Below are 20,766 nucleotides of genomic sequence, written 5' to 3' on the forward strand. Positions count from 1 at the left end.
ACGCGCACCCAGAAACAGGTGCGCACGCATCAATCAATGATCTTCGTGCAGATAAGCCGGCTGTTTGGGCAATCGCAGGCTGAACAGGAACGCGACGGCCATCATCACTGTAACGTACCAATAGAAGGTGTTTTCAATGCCGGCGTTCTTGAAGCTCAGCGCTACGAATTCGGCCGAACCCCCGAAGATAGCGTTGGCGATGGCATAGGCAAGGCCCACACCCAGCGCCCGAACTTGCACCGGGAACATCTCGGCTTTGACCAGACCGCTGATCGAGGTATAGAAGCTGACAATCGCCAGCGCCAAGGTAATCAGCACGAATGCCAGCACCGGACTGGTGGTGGTTTTCAGTGTCATCAACAGCGGCACGGTGCACAGCGTACCTAGGCCACCGAACCACAGCATCGAATTGCGACGGCCGATCTTGTCTGCCAGCGCACCGAACGCCGGCTGCATGCACATGTACAGAAACAGCGCGCCCGTCATGATGTAGCTGGCGACTTTCGGGTCCATGTGAACGGTGTTCACCAGGTACTTCTGCATGTACGTCGTGAAGGTGTAGAAAATCAGCGAGCCGCCAGCGGTGTAGCCCAGCACAGTGATGAACGCCGCTTTGTGGTGCTTGAACAGCGCCGCGATGCTGCCGGCGTCCTTGTCCTGACGTGCCTCTGCAGTGGTAGTTTCTTTCAAGGTGCGGCGCAGCAGCAGCGAAATCACCGCAGCGATGGCGCCGACCACAAAGGGAATCCGCCAGCCGTAAGCCCTGAGTTCATCGGCGCTCAAGAACTGCTGCAGGATGACCACGGTCAGGACCGCCAGCAATTGACCGCCAATGAGCGTCACGTACTGAAACGAGGCGAAGAAACCACGCTGCCCGCGCAATGCCACTTCACTCATGTAGGTCGCCGTGGTGCCGTATTCGCCACCCACCGACAGGCCCTGAAACAAACGCGCCATCAACAGCAATGCCGGAGCCCAGGCGCCAATCTGCGCATAAGTGGGCAAGCACGCGATGACCAGCGAGCCAGCACACATCATCAGGACCGAAATCATCATGGAGTTCTTGCGGCCATGCTTGTCGGCCACGCGGCCAAACAACCAGCCGCCAATGGGCCGCATCAGAAAGCCAGCCGCGAACACGCCAGCTGTGTTGAGCAATTGAACGGTGGGGTCATCGGACGGGAAGAACGCTGGCGCAAAATAGATGGCGCAGAAAGCATAAACGTAAAAGTCGAACCATTCGACGAGGTTCCCGGAAGAGGCGCCCACGATCGCAAAAATCCTCTTGCGTCGCTCTTCCCCGGTGTAGTGAGTCGTTGTCATTATTTTTCCCGGTTTTAAAAAAAGGGCTGCAACACGCAAGCCCAAAGCAGTCAGTCTAAGACATAACCTGTAACACTAAGACTTAGCAGCAAGTGCCACGCATCACAAGGGCCACTGGCGCTTACCCGTGCAATCTCAATCCAGCCGTTGTCGTTCTATTGCCAACGCCAGCCCTTGTCCGACACCGACACACATCGTCGCCAAGGCTTTGCCGCCGCCGGTCTGCTCGAGTTGATGCAGCGCCGTCAGCACCAGACGCGCGCCGCTCATGCCCAGAGGATGGCCCAGCGAAATGGCCCCGCCGTTCGGGTTAACCCTCGATGAGTCGTCGGCAATCCCGAGTTCACGCAGCACCGCCAGCGCCTGGCTGGCGAAGGCTTCATTGAGTTCGATGACGTCGAAATCCGACAGCGACAGCCCCAGTCGCTCAGTCAATTTGCGCACCGCAGGTACCGGTCCGATGCCCATCACCCGAGGCGGCACACCTGCGCTCGCCATGCCGAGCACACGGGCACGTGGCGTGAGGCCGTGTTTTTTGACCGCGTCGGCGGACGCCAGAATCAACGCCACGGCACCATCGTTGAGTCCCGCCGCATTGCCCGCAGTGACCGTACCGCCCGGTCCGTTGACAGGTTTGAGCTTGCCAAGCGCGTCCAGTCGGGTGTCGGGGCGCGGGTGCTCGTCGGTGTCGACGACCGTCTCGCCTTTTCTATGGGCGATGTGCACCGGCACGATTTCTTCGGCAAAGAAACCCGACGCCTGTGCCGCTGCAGTGCGCAGTTGACTGCGCAAGGCAAACGCATCCTGATCCTCGCGCGAAATGTCGAAGTCTGCGGCCACGTTGTCACCGGTCTGCGGCATGCTTTCGACGCCGTACTGGTCTTTCATCTGTGAGTTGATGAAGCGCCACCCAAGCGTGGTGTCCTCAAGCTTCTGGCCTCGCCCGAAAGCGGATTCGGCCTTGCCCATCACAAACGGTGCCCGCGACATCGACTCGACACCACCGGCAATCGCCAACTCCATTTCGCCGCAGGCAATCGCCCGAAACGCCGTACCCACCGCGTCCAGCCCGGAAGCGCACAGTCGATTGAGCGTGACGCCCGGCACCGACGCCGGCAAGCCGGCCAACAACAAGGCCATCCGAGCAACGTTGCGGTTGTCTTCGCCCGCCTGATTAGCGCAGCCGAGGAACACCTCATCGACCTGCGCCCAGTCCACAGAAGGATTGCGTGCCATCAATGCCTTGATGGGCAACGCGGCCAGATCGTCGGCACGCACCGTCGCCAATGCACCGCCAAACCGACCAATCGGCGTGCGAATGGCGTCACAGATAAAGACTTCACGCATCATGCTTCTCCCGGTGCCTGACCATGAGCGGCGGCCGTTCTGGCCTCCAGATCACGCAGGGCCTTGAGTTCAGATGCAGTGGGTTGCGCAGACTGGAACACCTGCTCTGCGAAGCGCACTGTCCAGCCAGTGGCGGCAATTACCTGCTCACGCGTCACGCCCGGATGCAGGGCCGTGACGACAAATTCGTTGCTGCCCTCCTCCGGCTCCATGACGCATAAGTCGGTGATGATGCCGACCGGGCCAGCACCCGGAAGACCGAGGCGCTTACGCGAATCGCCACCCTCGCCATGGCCAACGGACGTCATGAAATCCAGCTTCTCGACAAAGGCGCGAGGGGACTGCCTGAGGATAATCAGCACTTGTTTGGCGGACCCTGCGATTTCCGGCGCACCTCCCGCACCCGGCAGTCGCACCTTTGGGTGGTGATAATCGCCGACGACCGTGGTGTTGATGTTGCCGAAACGGTCGACCTGCGCCGCGCCCAGAAACCCGACATCGACACGACCGCCCTGCAGCCAGTAACGGAAAATCTCACTGGTGGACACCACAGTATCAGCCGTTTCAGCCAGCTCGCCGTCGCCAATCGACAGCGGCAGGACATCCGGCCTGGCGCCTATGGGACCGGATTCGTAGATCAGGACCACGTCAGGCGACGACGTCAACCGCGCCAGATTGGCTGCCTTGGAAGGCAGGCCGATGCCGACAAAGCACACCGAGCCATTTTTCAAACGGCGAGCGGCAGCCACGGTCATCATTTCGTTGGTGGTGTAAGTCATTACTTTGCCTCCGAAGCGGTGGCCAGCTTGCTCTGGAATTCGCTGAAATCGCGCGTGCCATGAATGTATTCGTCGATCCACGCTGTAAACGTCGCACGATCCCGGGCAATCGGATCCCACGCCTGATAAAAGCGGTTATCGCGTTCGTAGTACCCATGCGCGTAGGAAGGATGCGCGCCACCCGGTACGACGCAGACAGCGCTTAGAGCCCAGGTCGGCAACACACAGGCATTCATCGGTGCCTGCAAGTCGTCAACGACTTCTTCCACCGTGACAACGCAACGCTTGGCTGATAGCGCGGCTTCTTTCTGCACACCGAGAATCCCCCACAACAGCACGTTGCCTTTGCGATCCGCTTTTTGTGCGTGAATGACCGTAACGTCCGGCCGCACAGCAGGCACAGCGGCGAGCACCTCGCCAGTAAACGGGCAGGTGACGGTTTTGATTAACGGGTTGACCTTCGGCAAGTCGGACCCTGCGTAAGCCCGCAGTACCGCAAACGGTAGCCCCGAGGCGCCGGCCACGTAGGCGTTGGCCAGATCGGCATGACTGTGCTCTTCGATTTCCAGGGGCTGAGGCCACTGTCTTTCAACAGCGTCACGCAGACGGTGCAATGAACCAACGCCCGGGTTACCGCCCCACGAAAAGATCAGCTTTTTCGCACAGCCTGCACCAATCATCAGGTCGTAGATGAGGTCAGGTGTCATGCGTACCAGCGTTAGATTTTTCTTCTTCTGCCGAATGATTTCATGACCGGCAGCCGTCGGAATCAGATGGGTGAAGCCTTCAAGCGCAACGGTGTCGCCATCGTTGATGAATTGCTTCACGGCGTCGCGCAGGGAAATGATGTCAGCCATGAGATGCTCCAGTTCAAACGCTCAATGAACAACAGCGCAACAGTGAGCGCTGCAATTGTCTTGAGGTTATGCCTGGGCCAAGAGACGAACAATCCGATAATCGACTAAGTGTTCGATTACCGAACAACATAAGCTGAGCATCCGATCCCTGCAGGAGCGAACGTGTTCGCGAGACGATTTATCTGACACGCCGCATTGATCGTCTCGCCAACACGTTGGCTCCTACACAATCACTCACTCACGTAAACAACTGCGTACTCAGGTCCCGGCTGGCGTCGAGCATGATGGGCAGGATCTTCTGCTCCAACTCATTGCGCGTAACCCGGCCGGCGCTGGTGCTGACATTGAGCGCCGCCAGCACCTGGCCCGAAGCGTCATAGACCGGCACGGCGACAGATCGCAGGCCCTGCTCCAACTCTTGATCGACAATGCACCAGCCTTGCTGACGCACTTGTTGCAAGCATTCGAACAAGGCATCGGCGGTACGCAAGGTGCGACTGGTCTTGGGTTGCAGATCGACGTGATCAAGGTATTCACGCAGCGATACATCATCGAGGGCCGCCAGCAAAATGCGTCCCATGGATGTGCAATACGCCGGCAAACGACCGCCCACAGCAAGGTCTACGGAGATTAGCCGCTGCGTGGTCGCTGAGCGCGCGATGTAAAGAATATCGTCGCCTTCCAGCGTTGCCATGTTGCAGGCCTCATGCAGCTGATTGCTCATGCGATCCAGATAAGGCTGCGATGACACTGCAAGCGGCGTCGACGACAGGTAAGCATGGCCAAGGGTGAGTACTTTAGGCAAAAGCGAATAGGTGCGGCCGTCGGTGGTGGCGTATCCCAGCTTGATCAGCGTGTGTAAACAGCGTCTGACCGCCGCGCGGGGTATCTCGGTTCGGTGGCTGATCTGCGCAATCGTCAGGTGCCGCTTACGCTCTTGAAACGCCTGAATCACCGCAAGCCCCCTGGCCAGTGACGTCATGAAATCCGGATCACCCGTGAGTGCCTGAATCCGCTTCGCCGGGGAGGCGACGATAGGTGGCGCCAGTGAGGTGAACGCGTTGCGCAGTTGGTCGTTCATTATTGATACCGTTCGTCGTGGCTTGCTCAGCCTTGCAGACCGCCACTCTCGCCTCGTTTACAGATGCTGGCAAGAGCGATTTGGGCGATTATCGAACAACTGGGCGATAATCGTATTTGACCCGCCGTCGCGTTGCTTATACCTTTCACATGCCACCATGTGGCTTCTTGGAAATACTGGTCAGGTACCCACTGAGAAGTCCCAGGCACGGTCTTGCTATCCGCAAGGCCGTTTTTTTATTTCTACGGTTTCTGTCCTGCCTGGGCCGCGGACTTTTGTATAAATGTCGACACATTGATACGAACATTTCTCACGGCCTATTTGCCTGGAATTACGCCGTCAGAAATTTGTCTGGCAACTGTCATTTGGTTAACAAGTTTAGTCATGATTTTACCTTCGATAACTTCGGAAGCTTCGTACAAGAAACTACTGCACGCCCGCATTTAAAAATGCCTGCATGCCGGTGTAGTTGACTCTTTCAGCAGTCTTGGAGATAGTAGCGTTCAATTGACACGCTATGACGCCGCTACGTGGTTCAACCAGCGTCTCACCGGCGCGGTCCAACCCGGAAATGCATGCACCCTTAATGTGCTTGTACGGCGTAAGACAGGCCAGAAGCCTGGTCAATCAGCCCCAAATGGCATACCGAAAATAGAATGTCGCTACGACATTTGTGTTTATCCGGCGTTCGTAGCCGCAGTGACAGAAGTGATTAATATTCGTTGAACGCTCCTTTCGAGCCGCTATCAACCAGCTCAACTGCCTACAACATTTGACACTTCACGCCCGCTGCGTCGTCGCCGGAATCCATTCAAACTACACAAGGTAATACCGTGACAAAAGATGAACTGCGCGTGGAACTAGAGCGCCAGGAACAACGTTACAAGGATGTGTACGGCGGGGAAGTCACCACCTACGCCGCACAACCCGACCCGGAGCGTAAACCGTGGCGTAAACGGGCCAGCCTGCTTGATCAAGCGTTTCAGCAAGAGCTGCAGAAGATGGAAAGAGAGCTCAAGGAAGAACCTTGAAGCCCCGCCCCCCCCCGACGCCAACTAATGTCTGCGTGCCTAGGGGTTTGTAACGCCTGTCATGTGCCTGCGCCAAATCAATTCGTTTCGATGGATTGATCCGGCGCAGACGCGTGCGTTTGGATGTCCAGATAAGTGTCGACCACTGCTCCAGGTTGATTTTTCGTAGCTGCCAGCAGCTATCAGCAACACCAATCAGCAGCACGCCTATCGATTAGTTTTTTTTCTGTCATAATCCCGCCCCCTTAATACCGGGTCAGAAAACCTTCCATGATCGATTTATTCAGCGGACTGGATGCTTGGGTAATTGTGAGCCTGGTGCTCGCCCTCGCTTTTGTCCTCACCTTCGAGTTCATCAACGGCTTTCATGACACCGCAAATGCGGTGGCGACAGTCATCTATACCAAAGCGATGCCGCCGCATCTGGCCGTGTTCTTCTCCGGCGTGTTCAACTTTCTCGGAGTGCTGCTCGGCGGTGTCGGGGTGGCCTATGCCATCGTTCACTTGCTGCCGGTCGAGTTGCTGATCAACGTCAATACAGGCCATGGTCTTGCAATGGTGTTCTCGTTGTTGGCCGCTGCCATCACCTGGAACCTGGGCACCTGGTACTTCGGCATTCCTGCCTCCAGCTCCCACACCCTGATCGGTTCGATTCTGGGCGTCGGCCTGGCCAACGCGCTGATCAATGACATTCCGTTGGGTGAAGGCGTCAACTGGCAGAAAGCGATCGATATCGGTGCCTCACTGGTGTTCTCTCCGTTGGCGGGGTTCATCGTGGCGGCACTCCTGCTGATCGCACTCAAGACTTGGCGTCCACTGTCCAAAATGCACAAAACGCCAGATCAGCGCCGCAAGCTCGATGACAAAAAGCATCCGCCTTTCTGGAACCGCCTGGTGCTGGTCATTTCAGCGATGGCAGTGAGCTTCGTGCACGGTTCAAACGACGGCCAGAAAGGTATCGGCCTTATCATGCTGGTGCTGATCGGTATTGTTCCTGCGCAGTTCGTGCTTGATCTGAGCAGTACCACTTACCAGATTGAACGAACCCGCGATGCCACGCTGCACCTGAGCCAGTTCTATCAGCGCAATAACGCGACGCTGGGTGAATACCTGGCGCTGGGCAAGTCGCAAAAAGGCGATCTGCCGGAGCGCTTCAGCTGCAATCCTGAACAGACCGAACCGACCATCGACGCGCTGCTGACCAATCTGAAAGGCGTATCCGATTATCATTCGATCACCCCTGAACACCGCATCGAAGTCCGTCGCTACCTGCTCTGCCTGGACGACACGGCGCGTAAGGTCGGTAAGCTGCCAAGCCTGGGTGCCCGCGAGAAATCCGATCTGGATAAACTCCGCAAAGACCTGACCACGACCACTGAATACGCGCCGTTCTGGGTGATTCTGGCGGTGGCACTGGCGTTGGGTATTGGAACCATGGTGGGCTGGAAACGCGTAGTGCTGACCATCGGCGAGAAGATCGGCAAGCAAGGCATGACTTACGCTCAGGGCATGTCGGCGCAAATCACCACAGCATGCGCAATTGCCGCAGCTAACGTCTTCGCGCTGCCAGTGTCGACCACGCATATCTTGTCTTCAGGGGTTGCCGGGGCCATGGTCGCCAATAAAAGCGGCCTTCAAAGCGGCACAGTTCGCACTATTCTGCTGGCGTGGGTATTGACCCTGCCGGCAACTGTGGCGCTGTCGGCCGGATTGTTCTGGCTGGCGTCCAAGGCGCTGGCGTAACGCCGGGAACTACACGATATATAAGGGCGGACTCATCCGCCCTGATATGCGGTCCCGCGTTTGGGGACCGCAGCGCCCCTTAAAGCTGATCCGCTTTACTTCCTCTTTTTGCTTCCACCCAGCAACGAACCCATCAACCCCCGCACCAGCTCACGACCAATTTGATTGGCTGCCGTGCGCATTGCCCTCTTCATGGCCTGCCTGCAAACCCGCCCAGAAACTCGCCCGCCATACACGCCAACACCCAGTGAGCGCGAGACGTACCTCACGTGAGCGCCAGCAATCCGGTCGATGTGGCTCTGCTCACTTTAGCTGACATCCGGTAACGCGCCCTGCACGAAACCGACATATGGGATGATGAACATACGCCGCGCGGTTATCATCGCGCTGCTGACGGATGAACAGATCCGGCCATCGCCATCACTTCCTCTCTGCACTTACCGGTTGAAGACTTTGCAGCTATCTAATGTAAAACGTCGCGAGCCAGTGACACGGCCAACCTCGCGCACCGCGTCATCACCCAGCCAGAGGGCCGCTGCGTGAAGCGACTTGCATGGCTGTCGGCCGCATTGATCCTGGCCTTGTTGATTCCGCTTTTCATGGGAGGCACCGACATGTTTCATCGGCTGCGCGCCTTCCCGCTGGATCTGCTGTTGATCATGTTTGGCATGGTCCTAGTTGGCTGGTGCTGCAACACCGCACGCTTACGATTGTTGTTGGGCGACAGCGCCAGCGGATTAAGCATTCGCAAAAGCCTGGGCGTGGTCATGGCCACGGAGTTTGCCTACAGCGCGACACCCGGCGGCAGCGGCGCACCGCTGACGCTTGTCGCGCTGCTCTCGCGCAACGGCATAGGCCCTGCCAAAAGCACTGCCGCCTTCGCCACCGATCAGTTGATGGACCTGGTGTTTTTCCTGATGGCGCTGATCGGCATTCTGATCTACGCGCTGTTTCACAACCTGAGCGAGCGGCTGGAGTGGATGCTGATTGTCAGCGCTTTGCTGATCGTCGCCGGGCTGGTGGCTTGCGCAGGATTTGCGCGCTATCACCGGCGGATAATTCTGTTCAACGGCGTGCTGCTCAAACGCTTCAACACCAAGGCGACAACGCGAATGCGGTGGGCGCGCAAGCTGTTGCACTTTCGCGACGCTCTGGCCGAAACCTGGAAAATGCCGCACCGCGTGTTATTTCAGGTATTCGTGCTGACTTGCCTGCACTGGGGCCTGCGCTACAGCGTGCTGTATCTGACGCTGCGAGGCCTGGGGGCAGATGTGCAGTGGGCGTGGACGTTTCTGATTCAGATGCTGTCTCTGAGTGCCGGGCAATTCAGCCTGTCGCCGGGTGGGGCAGGCACAGCAGAACTCACGTCTGCCGCATTGCTGGCGCCCATGGTGGGGAAATCCACCGCTGCGGCCGCCATTCTGATCTGGCGCGCGGTGACCTACTATTTTTATCTGATCGCAGGCGGGCCGGTCTTTCTGCTAATGGTCGGCAAGCCGTTACTTAACAAACTGATGCGCCTGAAAGGCGCGTGATCAGTCGCCTTGTTATTCGCAGTTGCCGGGATTGTCGAGGGGACCCGGGACCGGTGCTTGTCCGGCATTGGGTGCTTGCTGCAGTTGCTGCCAAAGCTCGGCCGCGCCGTCGAATGTTGCGCCATCCTCATCAGTAAGGCTGTCAACGTCGTAGCGACTCAAGCAACCCTCACCCACCGTAGGCGGCGCCTTTGAGGTGGCTTTGTCGAGCGGATCAGTCATAGGGCAATCCTCGTGATGACGGTGTCGGCGTGGATCCCATCAGAGCGCCACGCCGACGACAAAGAGGTCAGTCGAAAACCACGGTCTTGTTGTCATGTACCAGCACGCGATCTTCCAGGTGGGCACGCAGACCACGGGCGAGGACCATTTTTTCTACATCGCGGCCGAAACGCACCATGTTTTCAATGCTGTCCCGGTGACTGACGCGCACAACGTCCTGCTCGATGATCGGTCCTGCGTCCAACTCTTCAGTGACGTAATGGCATGTCGCACCGATCAGCTTCACACCGCGCAATGACGCTTGGTGATAAGGCTTGGCGCCAACGAACGAAGGCAAAAAGCTGTGATGGATATTAATGACCTGATGCGCATATTCGCGGCACAACTGCGGCGGCAGAATCTGCATGTAGCGCGCCAGCACCACTACGTCGGCTTCGTGCTGTTTCACGAGACGTGAAACTTCGGCGAACGCCGGCTCCTTGTCTTTAGGATCAACTGGCACGTAGTGATAAGGGATATGGTGCCATTCCACCATGCTGCGCAGGTCTTCATGGTTGGAAATAACGCAGGCAATCTCGCAATCAAGTTCGTCGCTGTGCCAACGATGCAACAGGTCTGCGAGGCAATGGGACTCTCGGCTGGCCATCAACACAACGCGTTTCTTCTGATCCGAATCGGTGATGCGCCAGTCCATCGAAAACTCTTCAGCGATAGGCTTGAACGCCTCTCGGAAAGCGTCCAGTTCGAGCGGCAAAGTATCGGCACGAATTTCGTGGCGCATAAAGAACCAGCCACTCAGGTTGTCCGAGTGATGGCTCGCTTCGGTGATCCAGCCGTTGTAGGACGCCAGAAAGTTACTGACTTTGGCAACGATACCAACACGGTCCGGGCAAGCAATCACCAGACGAAAAGTGCGCATGAGGGAAACTCCAGAACTTCGCAAAGGCGGCCATTCTAGCGACTACCCGAGGACTGTGCAGTAATGGAATGCGCGCAAATGGCTTTGTGCCAAAAAAGCAGGCCTGCACAGGCAAGCCGCGCCGGCCCCACCAGATCATTGCGCACACCGTGAAGAAAAAACTGCGTATTAGCGCTACATATCGGCTACGTATAGCGTGTGAATTAGTTCGGCGGTCCTCTCATACCTGCCGTTACTTGGAAATACTTCAAATAAACCAGACTTGAATGTTTACTTGCACAAACGCTGTGACTATTATTGCGTCCATACACCCTGCACTTCACAACATAAGGTAATCCTCATGTCCCTGATCAACGAATACCGCGCAGCAGAAGAAGCCATCAAAGAACTGCAAGCTCGTCTGCAGAACCTGAAACAAGACGACAAACTGCAGACCGAGCTGGAATTCGAAGGCAAACTGCGCACCCTGATGGGCGAGTATCAAAAATCCCTGCGCGACATCATCGCGTTGCTGGATCCAGAAGCAAAAACTAACAAAGCACCACGTGGCGCAGCCGTGAAAACTACCGGCACCAAACGCGCTCGCAAAGTAAAGCAGTATAAAAACCCGCACAACGGCGAAATCATCGAAACCAAAGGTGGCAACCACAAGACTCTGAAAGAGTGGAAAGCCAAGTGGGGCGGTGACGAAGTCGAAGGTTGGGCCACCCTGCTCGGCTAATTACCGATGTAAGGGAAGTGGTTGTGCAGTGACGTACAGCTCAATAAAAAACGCCAGCTAGCTGGCGTTTTTTATTGCATGCAATATTGCTGTCCCTGCGCTAGATGCCCAAGCGTACGCGCAACGCCTCAGCGTAATCCTGCCATTTACCCAGAACCTTCAACTGAGCAGGCGATGCGGTCAGCGAGGCCGCAATCAAGGCCTTGGTAAAGTCCTTGAGCGTATTGGGTGCGCCGGCCAGGGGATCGGTGAGACGCGACTGACAGAAACTCAGCCAGCGCTGTTGTTCGGCGTTACTCAAGGTTTCGGCAAAGTTGCGCGCGCGGTACCGGAACAACAACTCGGGAAGTCGTTCGTCGTCAAAAGGCCAGGGATCGCTGCCTAGTTGTTGCGGCTCGGCAATTCTGACCTGCTCGCACAAACGGCGGTCACGGTCGTTGATAAAACCGTCATATAACTGCTGTTCCGGGTCTTCGCTGGATGAAAAGTCGTCACTGGCATAAATGGACTTCAACTTTTCCTGCCATAACGCCTGCCCTTCATTTAGCCGCTGGACGCGGTCTTTCAACACGTCCATATCCAGACGCAAACGCAGACGATCCTCCTCACGCAGTACGCTCAACGGTGCGATGACCGGACATTTATTTATATGAAGCAACTTCAAGGGCACCGGCAACTCGCCTTCAGCGAGGTCTTCACGCCGGGTATATAAACGCTGACGCAGCACATCGTGTGTTTCGTGCAAGAGCGGTTCGTGGTCTAGATGGAGGTCGCACACAATCAACGCATTCTTGTTGGTGGGGTGCCACGCGAGCGGCAACACCACACCTAAGTAACTGCGCGCAGCCGAAAAACGCCCCGATATATGCACCAGTGGCTGCAGAAGTCGAATCTGATCTTGCACCTTGCGCTTACTGCGCAACTGGAAAAGGTAGTCATAAAGCTTGGGTTGTTTGTCGCGAACAAGTCGGGCCAGTGCGATAGTTGCACGGACATCCGACAACGCCTCGTGGGCTTCGCCATGCTCGATGCCATTGGCAACAGTGAGCCGGTCCAGTTTTAACGTGACTCGCCCGTCTTCCTGGGGCCAGACAATCCCCTCGGGACGCAGCGCGTAGGCAGTGCGAACCACATCGATCAAATCCCAGCGACTATTACCGCCCTGCCATTCGCGCCCGTACGGGTCAAAAAAATTGCGGTACAAACTGTAGCGAGTCATCTCATCATCGAAACGCAGCGTGTTGTAGCCCGCGCCGCAGGTTCCCGGTGCGGCCAGCTCAGCGTGGACGCGCGTCATGAAGTCCGCTTCACACAACCCTTTTTCCGCCAGGCGCTCAGGCGTAATCCCGGTGACAAGACAAGCCATCGGGTGCGGCAAGATATCGTCACTGGGCTGACAGTAGATATTAAGGGGGGCGGCGATTTCGTTGAGCTGATCATCGGTGCGAATGCCGGCGACCTGCAGCGGCCGGTCATTGCGCGGGTTGATCCCGGTGGTTTCGTAGTCGTACCAGAAGATGCTGGAGGTCACGGGCTGATCCTGAACAAAAGTCGGACAAAGTCTATCAGATCGTACCGGGGCGACTTTGTAGGACACTCGACGACTTTGAGCCCGAAACCGAAATGCGGAGGGACGGACAAATCTTGCGCCTAGTGAGCCACGCATAACCGGAAGCATCTTCTTACATCCCGTGTCGGAAGTGGCTGGTTGCTTAGCTGGACCTTGCTGGCTAGCATCAACCTCTCACTCCAAGGTGTCCTCCTTCTGATATGCCCACTTCGCACGCAACGCCAAGGCATGCGCCGCAGTCTGCGCCGCTGGATACCCGCCTCCGAATGGAAACCCCTGAAGGCATCGACCTGCTGCTGCGCCCGGCAGGCCTTGTCCCTAGGTCTTTGGCGTTCGGCATTGATCTGCTTATCCGCGCGACGCTTCTGGGCGTGTTGTTTGTACTGCTTCAGCCCTTCGAGAAGTTCGGCATGGGCCTGGGCGCACTGGCGCTGTTTCTCGTCACGTGGTGGTACATGGTGCTCTTCGAGGTTCTCAATCAGGGCCGCTCACCGGGCAAACAATTTATGGGCATGCGCGTCGTGCATGACGACGGCACGCCCATTGGCTGGTCCGCCTCCTTGTTGCGTAACCTGTTGCGGTTTGTCGACATGCTGCCATTCGGTTACAGCGTGGGCGCGTTCACTTGCTTTCAGCATCCATCGTTCAAACGGCTGGGCGACCTTGCCGCCGGTACGCTGGTGATTTATCGCGATGCGCCGATCAAGCGTCCTGAACTGCCGGACGCCGCGTCCTTTGTAGCGCCGGTGTCCATGACGCTGGACGAGCAGCGGGCAATCCTGTCTTTTGCCGAGCGCCAGGTGAGCCTCTCACCGGCGCGCACCCATGAACTCGCGCAGATTCTCGCGCAACCGCTCAATGCCTCGCCAGATCAGGCGATCGCCCGCCTGAACGGCATTGCACGTGGACTATTGGGTCCGGTATGAAGACGAACCAAACATGAAACAGGCCCCGTTTGAAGCCCGTCATCAGGAAGACTGGGAACTGTTTGCCGAGCGGCTGGACGCACTTGAGCGCAGCAGAAGCAAAGTGGAGGCCACTGAAACCTTCGCGGCCGATTATCGACGCATCTGCCAACAACTGGCCTTAGCGCAGGAACGCGGGTACAGCAGCCACCTCGTCGACCCTCTGCACCAACTGGCCATGCGTGGGCATCAGCAGCTGTATCGTCATCGCAGCCAACTGGGCGCGCAACTGCTCGGTTTCATCCTCGCCGGATTTCCGAGGCTGGTCCGAGCCGAATGGCGACTAGTATTGATTGCCAGCCTGTTGTTTTTCGGCAGCCTGTTGCTGATGGGGGTGTTGGTCTACGTTTTCCCGGACCTCGTCTACAGAGTGGTCAGCCCGGCTGACGTGGGTGACATGGAGGCGATGTACGACCCGGCAGCGCGACGCATCGGTCAGGCAGCGGATCGCGGATCGAGCGAAGACTGGTTGATGTTCGGCTACTACATCATGCACAACATCGGTATCGGCTTTCAGACCTTTGCCAGCGGCCTCATTTTCGGACTCGGCAGCCTGTTCTTTCTGTTCTTCAACGGTTTGATGATCGGTGCCGTGGCCGGACATCTGACTGGCGTTGGTTACGGGGGGACATTCTGGCCGTTCGTTATCGGGCACGGGGCATTCGAGCTCACCGCCATCGCGCTGTCGGGTGCGGCCGGTTTGAAACTCGGATGGGCCCTGCTTGCGCCGGAAGCGCTGCCCAGAACCGAAGCGCTGAGAATAGCCGCCAGAACCAGCATCCGCCTCATCGTTGGCGTCATTCTGTTTTTAGTCATTGCTGCCTTCATCGAGGCGTACTGGTCATCAATGAGCTGGCCCGCACCGCTGACCAAGTACCTGGTGGGTACCGCGCTTTGGGCACTGGTTGCCTGCTATTTAACGTTCGCCGGACGAAACGCTCATGCGACTGACTGATGCCAGCGTCGCCATTCGGCCGCGCAACCCTTGGGAAGCCATAGACCTTGGGGTGCTGATGGTGCAAGAGCATCGCAGCCTTCTAATGATCAGTTGGGCAATGGTGACGCTGCCGGTGTTCGCCCTTCTCACAGCCGTGCTGTGGGACTATCCGTCGCTTGCGATTTTTCTGTTCTGGTGGCTGAAGCCTCTGTACGAGCGCCTTACGCTGCTGATCCTCTCTCAAACATTGTTTGGCATAACGCCTACATTAAAGCAGGCCCTGCTTGCCTGGCCCCGGGCGCTGAAACCGCAGTTACTGGCGAGCCTGACCTGGCGCCGCCTGAGCCTCAGCCGAAGTTTCAAACTGCCGGTCCAGCAGCTCGAAGGGCTGTCGGGCACGGAGCAAGCACATCGTATTGCGACGCTCAGCCGGGACGGGCTAAGCGCTGCCCGCTGCCTTACCTCGGTGGGGAGTGCACTCGAAATGTGCCTATGGGTCGGCCTGATGGGGTTGTTCTATTCGCTGCTTCCCCAGCAGGTAGAGATCGACTGGTCATGGCAAAGCCTGCTCGAAGTCGAAGGTCAGTGGACATGGCTCGAGCATCTCACCAACGCCTTCTATGCGCTGGTGCTGATGGTTTGGGGCCCCCTTTATGTCGCATGCGGTTTTAGCCTTTATCTGAACCGGCGTACCCAGCTTGAGGCATGGGACATCGAGCTGATATTTCGACGGATGCGCCAGCGGCTGACGGGTAGCGCCTACGCAATCCTGCTCGGCTGCGCCCTCTTGTTATCAATACCAGCCACGCCGGTCATGGCCGACGAAAGTTTGCTGCCTCCCCGAGACGCTCAGACCTACAGTTGCCCGCTTCCGCCGCTGGACCAACCTGACGCCGAAGACTCCGTGGCCGCGCCTGCAAGCCCTCGCCTGCTCGAGCAGGCGCTGACGAGCAAAGCATCCGAAACCGCCATCAAAGGTGTGTTGGAGAATCCGCCATTCAAAAATCCCAAGACTGTTTCGGGCTGGCGCATTGACCAAAAGCCTGACGTCAAACAGGCGAGAAGCAGTGCAGCGCCTTCCTGGGTGGCGGATATGATGCGCAGCCTTCTGGCCGTCGCCTCGTTACTGGCCAACGCCGTAGAAGTTTTGCTGTGGACGGCGATTGCCGTGTCAGTGGGGTGGTGCGCATGGCGATACAGAAGCTGGATCGGAACATTCGTCAGCGGCAGCGAGCGCAAGACTGCGCCGCGCCCCACAACACCACAGCAACTCTTCGGCTTGCAGGTCAATACACAGAGCCTGCCCGGTGACGTCGCCACAAGCGTAGAAGCGCTCTGGACACAGCAGCCGCGCGAAGCATTGAGCTTGCTCTACAGAGCCCTTCTGAATCGATTGCTCACGGATTACCAATTGCCCCTGAAAAACGCGGACACCGAAGGTCAGGTGCTTCAGCGTATCGCCACGCTGAATCAGCCATCGCTGCAGGATTTCAGTCGAATCCTGACCTCTCATTGGCAGAACCTTGCCTACGGCCATAGCTTGCCGCCACTTGATGCGCAGCAAGCGCTGTGTGATGAGTGGCGCCGCTTGTTCCCGACAGGTAAATCAGTATGAACCGCCGCGCACAGGTGGGCATCGTGCTGCTGGCTCTGGTCATCATCGGTGCTTTCAGCCTGCCGCTTTTTCAGCGACTGGAGCACTATCAGGAAGTCGTCGACCAAGGCCCGTCTCCCGAGGCCCGTGCCAATCCTTACCTCGCTGCGCAACATTTCTTGCAGCTGCGATCAATTCCTGTGAGCGTTATCGAAACGCTGCATGGGCTTCCCGATAATCGACAGCGCACCCAAAGCCTGATGCTGCTCGACACGCGAGAAGACATGACGCCCGCCGAAGTGGAACGCGTCCTGGCGTGGGCCCGATCAGGAGGGCGTCTGCTGTTCGTTGCAGAACAACTGTGGGATGACAAAAAGGGCCGAAGCGGCGATCTGCTGCTCGATCAGTTGCAGATCCATCAATTTCTCACCCAGGGGTTGCGCGATCAGGAGAGGCGCCGGGAAATGAACATGATCAAGCCCGTGATCCCGTTGAGCCCGACCTTTGCATCCACCCCGCAGACGCCATGGCCAGAGCTGACTCGTCTTTACGTGCAAAACGAAACCGACCCGGCTTATATGAGTTTTGATCCGGAGTTTCATCTGGACGACCCTCAGGACCACGCGCAATCCTGGGCGAATAGCGCCGACGCTACGCACATGCTCCAGATGATTTACGGCAAGGGCCTGATCACTGTGGTGACCGACGCCAATCTGTGGAAAAACCGCTCAATCGGCAAATACGACAACGCCTGGCTGTTGTGGTATCTGACGCAGGACACCGACGTCACGCTGCTGCTTCGTACAGAACATGCGGATTTGTTCAGCCTTTTAAATAAGCACTTTCCTCTGGCGCTTACCTCGCTGACCTTGTTGACGATGCTCACATTGTGGCGAGTGGGCATGCGTGAGGGGCCGTTGCAGCCAGCCCCTGAAAGAGCACGCCGACAATTGTCCGAACACCTGCGTGCCAGCGCCGACTTTCTCTTGAGACGCAGAGGACAACAGCTGCTGTTGCGTACGCTGCAAACCGACATCCTGCGCCGTGCCCGGCAACGTCATCCGGGATTTGACGGGTTAGTCGTCGCAGAACAATGGCAGGCGCTTGCACGTCTGACTCGTCAACCGGTCAGCGCCGTCGGCCAGGCGCTACGACCTCGTCCGAGCGAGCGTCTTTCCCGATCGGAATTCACCCGTCAGGTTGCCTACCTGCAAACCCTCAGGAATGCCTTATGATCCGGTACTCGAAAACCGTTAGATTCCTGCCATAGTGAAATCAACATCTTAGAAGCTCATAGGTCTTGGTACTGAGCAATGGGCAGCTGTTCAGTGCAGGAGATAGCAGATGGAGCTTGTGTGGGCTACAGAGGATTTGGTAATTGTCGGGCAGCCCTATGCGGGGTTCCCTATCCTGCTTTAGGACTCAATGGAGAGTTGCGTCCCGGTCAACCAGTTCTTTCGTCACTACCTGCTTCGCGGGGCCATCGGTTCTAAGCGTTCGTGGCCCAATACTGGCCGAGCGCTTTACGACTTTTTCAGCTTTCTTGGAGCCCATGGAATTGATGGGCGTGACGTGGATCGTGGTGAGGCCAAAACCCTTGTGGCAGCCTATCGAGACTACTGCTTGGTGACGTGCGGACTGGCGCTGAACACCACCCGCCAACGCATGTAGTGGTCAACTGATCCCGACCGTACATTGCCCACATAAAGCGTGATGAGAGTGGTCAATGTGGCACCCATCAGAAATCGCGGCTCAGCTATTAGTAATGAGCAGTGGTAGGCCTCCTGAGTCAAAGGCGCCGTGAGGGATTTACAGTTCAGGCAAATTGCCTCGCAAGCCGTTAAAGCCAAAGCACTCAGTGCAGTAAACCGGCGATGTGAACCAGCTTCAGGCCCCACCCCACTCGCTCGGGAATGGCTTGAATCAGCTGCCCCCGGTCCTCCCCCAGCAGCGCTCTAAGCTGATGGGGGGCGAACACCAGGTCGATGAATTGACGGGCCAGTGCGTCAGGGTCCGTGGGTTGGTCTGGGCCCGCCAATATGGCCGAACGTACCCTAATGAAACCGCCTTCCCACCCGATGCGATTTACTTCAGCCGCCAGCAGCGGGGCGCGGGTGGAGGTTGCTATCACCAGGCGCATCATTGCCAGGGTATCGGCTTGCAGCGCGTGCTCGAGGATGCCCTGGCCTACATGCCGCAGGCGGCCTTCCAGTGGGAGCGTGGGCGTTGTTTCAGCAGGCATTAGCAATGTGGCCACGTGGCGCTGCACGACTGCTTCGAACAGCGCCTCTTTATTAGCGTAACGAGCATAGAGGGTGGCTTTGCTGGCGCAGGCCGCCCGGGCGATGTCTTCGCATGAGGTGCCTTCGAAACCGTCGGCCAGAAAGCGCTGCAGCGCTGCATCCAGCAACCGACGCTCGGCCTCACCCGCCTGATTCTGCTTGGGCCTGCCGCCTTTGGATTTGGTCTTGATCAACGTCATGGCCGGCAACTTACAGACGTCTTGTTTGTTCGTCAACTAAACGGTAACGTTCAGTTAAATTGAGACAGGTAACCGCCGCTTCTACCCATTCAGACTGTGTGAAAACCTAGCCAACCCGCCCCAGATCTAAGAAAATGCCCCGCATCGAAAGATGCGGGGCATTTTCTTATGGCGTACATCCAGGGCGAATCTCGAAACCAGACCAGCCTGTTTCCGGTTTCCATCGACGAAGTCATTCCCGAAGACCATCTCGTCCGGGTCATTGATGCCTATGTTTCGCGCCTTGATCTCCGGGTTCTGGGGTTTGATAAAGCCATCCCAAAGGCAACGGACGTCCACCTTACAACCCCGCCGATCTGCTCAAGCTCTACATCTATGGCTACTTCCAGCGCATACGGTCTTCGCGCCGGCTCGAAGCTGAGTGCCAACGCAACATCGAAGTCATGTGGCTGCTCAACCGCCTCGCGCCGGACTTCAAAACCATCGCCGACTTCCGCAAGGATAACGCTACCGCGTTCTCTGCAACCTGCCGCGCGTTTGTTCAGTTCTGCCGAACCGCAGGCTTGGTCAAAGGTGATCTGGTCGCCATCGATGGCAGCAAATTCAAGGCTGTCGCTTCGGCCCGTCGTCACATCAGCACCAAGCACCTCAAGCGCGATCAGGAAAAATTGGACCGCCGCATAGCCAAGTATCTAGAGGATTTGGACTGCGCAGATCGCGACGAAAATGAAGAGGTGGTTGATCGAAGCGCTGTTAAGACGGTGCTGGCAAAACTGACCGCCAAACGGGACGACTACCTGACCTGCCAGGCGCTGATGGACGAACTGCAGATCACCCAATTCATCAGCACCGAAAGCGACGCGCGGATGATGCGAGCCCCGCAGGGCATGGCCGTTGCCTACAACGTGCAGACCGCAGTCGACGCTGAAAACAGCCTGATCGTGCACCACGAAGTGACTCAGGAAGGCGATGATCGCAAGCAACTGGAGCCGATGGCAAAAGCGACTCAGGAAGTCCTTGAACAACCGAATCTGACCGTTACTGCAGATGCCGGCTATTCAAACGGCGAGCATTTTCAGGCCTGTGATGACGCCGGCATCACGGCGTACGTACCGATTAATCGGGGCAACAACATTGAAGACCCCACTTTTTTTGGCCGGGACGATTTTAACTACGACCAGCAAAACGACCGCTACCAATGCCCGGCCGGGCATTTTTTGCCCCTGCTGCAACTGAACAAGGGACAGCGAATCTACCGCGCAAACGCTAATGACTGCGGCTCCTGCCCCCTTAAACATCGATGCACCAAGAGCCGCTATCGCTCGATCAAGCGACACGTTCACGAAGAAGCTTTTGAAAGAATGAAGCAGCGAATGCAGGCACATCCTGAGATGGTTGATGCCCGAAGAAGCATCGTCGAACACCCGTTTGGCAACCTCAAACAATGGATCTACGGCAATGGCCGGTTCTTGCTTCGCCAGCTAAAGGGTGCGCGAACGGAAATGGCGCTTGCGATAAACGCCTATAACCTGAAAAGGGCTATCAACGTCCTGGGCGTGCGCCGAATGATGGAGTTGCTGGCCTGAGGAAGGCCTTTTTTCTCTCTGTATAAATGGGAAATGCCCCGAGGTGATCGGGGCATTTTTTTGGTTAGCTGCTG

General features: G+C 57.3%; 18 protein-coding genes and 2 pseudogenes. 10 read left to right on the forward strand and 10 right to left on the reverse strand.

What is annotated here, in order from left to right; all coding sequences use genetic code 11:
* Positions 1-33 precede the first annotated feature (33 nt).
* The 5 genes from OYW20_RS20365 to pcaR all read right to left on the reverse strand — a co-directional run bounded on the left by OYW20_RS20365 (position 34) and on the right by pcaR (position 5,387).
* Positions 34-1,323, reverse strand: coding sequence for an MFS family transporter (locus OYW20_RS20365; RefSeq protein ID WP_268797716.1), 1,290 nt, complete (start codon positions 1,321-1,323; stop codon positions 34-36).
* Between the two features lie 135 nt (positions 1,324-1,458).
* Positions 1,459-2,673 (reverse strand): 3-oxoadipyl-CoA thiolase, encoded by a 1,215-nt coding sequence (pcaF, locus tag OYW20_RS20370; protein WP_268797717.1) that lies wholly within the window; start codon positions 2,671-2,673, stop codon positions 1,459-1,461.
* A complete protein-coding gene (locus tag OYW20_RS20375; protein WP_268797718.1) occupies positions 2,670-3,449 on the reverse strand; it encodes a CoA-transferase subunit beta in 780 nt (259 codons plus the stop codon). The genes pcaF and OYW20_RS20375 overlap by 4 nt, the downstream gene beginning before the upstream one ends.
* Positions 3,449-4,306 (reverse strand): CoA transferase subunit A, encoded by an 858-nt coding sequence (locus OYW20_RS20380; protein ID WP_268797719.1) that lies wholly within the window; start codon positions 4,304-4,306, stop codon positions 3,449-3,451. Before OYW20_RS20380 ends, OYW20_RS20375 begins: the two co-directional genes overlap by 1 nt.
* A 238-nt stretch (positions 4,307-4,544) precedes the next feature.
* Positions 4,545-5,387, reverse strand: a complete 843-nt coding sequence (gene pcaR / locus OYW20_RS20385; RefSeq protein ID WP_268797720.1) for a pca regulon transcriptional regulator PcaR — start codon at positions 5,385-5,387, stop codon at positions 4,545-4,547.
* Positions 5,388-6,220: 833 nt separating this feature from the next.
* On the opposite strand from pcaR, the gene OYW20_RS20390 reads away from it, so the two are divergent.
* Positions 6,221-6,418 (forward strand): hypothetical protein, encoded by a 198-nt coding sequence (locus OYW20_RS20390; RefSeq protein WP_268797722.1) that lies wholly within the window; start codon positions 6,221-6,223, stop codon positions 6,416-6,418.
* Positions 6,419-6,688: 270 nt separating this feature from the next.
* Positions 6,689-8,161: an inorganic phosphate transporter gene (locus OYW20_RS20395; protein WP_268797723.1), complete on the forward strand. Its 1,473-nt coding sequence runs from the start codon at positions 6,689-6,691 to the stop codon at positions 8,159-8,161.
* 95 nt (positions 8,162-8,256) lie between these two features.
* On the opposite strand, the pseudogene OYW20_RS20400 reads toward OYW20_RS20395, so the two are convergent.
* A pseudogene (locus tag OYW20_RS20400) lies at positions 8,257-8,390 on the reverse strand (helicase HerA-like domain-containing protein); the annotation flags it as partial.
* Positions 8,391-8,700: 310 nt separating this feature from the next.
* Here OYW20_RS20400 and OYW20_RS20405 point away from each other — a divergent pair.
* The gene (locus OYW20_RS20405; RefSeq protein WP_408005426.1) at positions 8,701-9,696 is read left to right on the forward strand and encodes a lysylphosphatidylglycerol synthase transmembrane domain-containing protein; all 996 of its coding nucleotides are present in this window, start codon (positions 8,701-8,703) and stop codon (positions 9,694-9,696) included.
* A 12-nt stretch (positions 9,697-9,708) separates the two neighbouring features.
* Here OYW20_RS20405 and OYW20_RS20410 read toward each other — a convergent pair whose 3' ends face one another.
* Positions 9,709-9,918, reverse strand: coding sequence for a hypothetical protein (locus tag OYW20_RS20410; protein WP_268797724.1), 210 nt, complete (start codon positions 9,916-9,918; stop codon positions 9,709-9,711).
* Positions 9,919-9,985: 67 nt separating this feature from the next.
* The gene (gene purU / locus OYW20_RS20415) at positions 9,986-10,837 is read right to left on the reverse strand and encodes a formyltetrahydrofolate deformylase (RefSeq protein ID WP_268797726.1); all 852 of its coding nucleotides are present in this window, start codon (positions 10,835-10,837) and stop codon (positions 9,986-9,988) included.
* Positions 10,838-11,177: 340 nt separating this feature from the next.
* Between purU and mvaT the strand changes: the two genes are divergently transcribed.
* Complete coding sequence (gene mvaT / locus OYW20_RS20420) at positions 11,178-11,558, forward strand: histone-like nucleoid-structuring protein MvaT (RefSeq protein ID WP_268797727.1); 381 nt, start codon at positions 11,178-11,180, stop codon at positions 11,556-11,558.
* Positions 11,559-11,658: 100 nt separating this feature from the next.
* On the opposite strand, the gene sbcB is transcribed toward mvaT, so the two are convergent.
* Positions 11,659-13,089, reverse strand: a complete 1,431-nt coding sequence (gene sbcB / locus OYW20_RS20425; protein ID WP_268797728.1) for an exodeoxyribonuclease I — start codon at positions 13,087-13,089, stop codon at positions 11,659-11,661.
* A 239-nt stretch (positions 13,090-13,328) separates the two neighbouring features.
* On the opposite strand from sbcB, the gene OYW20_RS20430 reads away from it, so the two are divergent.
* The 5 genes from OYW20_RS20430 to OYW20_RS20450 all read left to right on the forward strand — a co-directional run bounded on the left by OYW20_RS20430 (position 13,329) and on the right by OYW20_RS20450 (position 18,295).
* Entirely contained in the window at positions 13,329-14,054 is a 726-nt protein-coding gene (locus OYW20_RS20430) for an RDD family protein (protein WP_268797729.1), read from the forward strand.
* A 13-nt stretch (positions 14,055-14,067) separates the two neighbouring features.
* Positions 14,068-15,048, forward strand: coding sequence for a stage II sporulation protein M (locus OYW20_RS20435; protein ID WP_268797730.1), 981 nt, complete (start codon positions 14,068-14,070; stop codon positions 15,046-15,048).
* Entirely contained in the window at positions 15,035-16,645 is a 1,611-nt protein-coding gene (locus tag OYW20_RS20440; RefSeq protein WP_268797731.1) for a DUF4129 domain-containing protein, read from the forward strand. Before OYW20_RS20435 ends, OYW20_RS20440 begins: the two co-directional genes overlap by 14 nt.
* A complete protein-coding gene (locus OYW20_RS20445; RefSeq protein ID WP_268797732.1) occupies positions 16,642-17,859 on the forward strand; it encodes a DUF4350 domain-containing protein in 1,218 nt (405 codons plus the stop codon). Before OYW20_RS20440 ends, OYW20_RS20445 begins: the two co-directional genes overlap by 4 nt.
* Before the next feature lie 190 nt (positions 17,860-18,049).
* Complete coding sequence (locus tag OYW20_RS20450) at positions 18,050-18,295, forward strand: hypothetical protein (RefSeq protein WP_268797733.1); 246 nt, start codon at positions 18,050-18,052, stop codon at positions 18,293-18,295.
* Positions 18,296-18,479: 184 nt separating this feature from the next.
* Here the strand turns inward: OYW20_RS20450 and OYW20_RS20455 are convergent, their stop codons facing one another.
* Positions 18,480-19,106, reverse strand: coding sequence for a TetR/AcrR family transcriptional regulator (locus tag OYW20_RS20455; protein WP_268797734.1), 627 nt, complete (start codon positions 19,104-19,106; stop codon positions 18,480-18,482).
* Positions 19,107-19,274: 168 nt separating this feature from the next.
* Here OYW20_RS20455 and OYW20_RS20460 point away from each other — a divergent pair.
* Positions 19,275-20,692, forward strand: a pseudogene (locus tag OYW20_RS20460) (IS1182 family transposase).
* Positions 20,693-20,766 lie beyond the last annotated feature (74 nt).

Source organism: Pseudomonas sp. BSw22131, from assembly GCF_026810445.1.
Lineage (GTDB): Bacteria > Pseudomonadota > Gammaproteobacteria > Pseudomonadales > Pseudomonadaceae > Aquipseudomonas > Aquipseudomonas huanghezhanensis.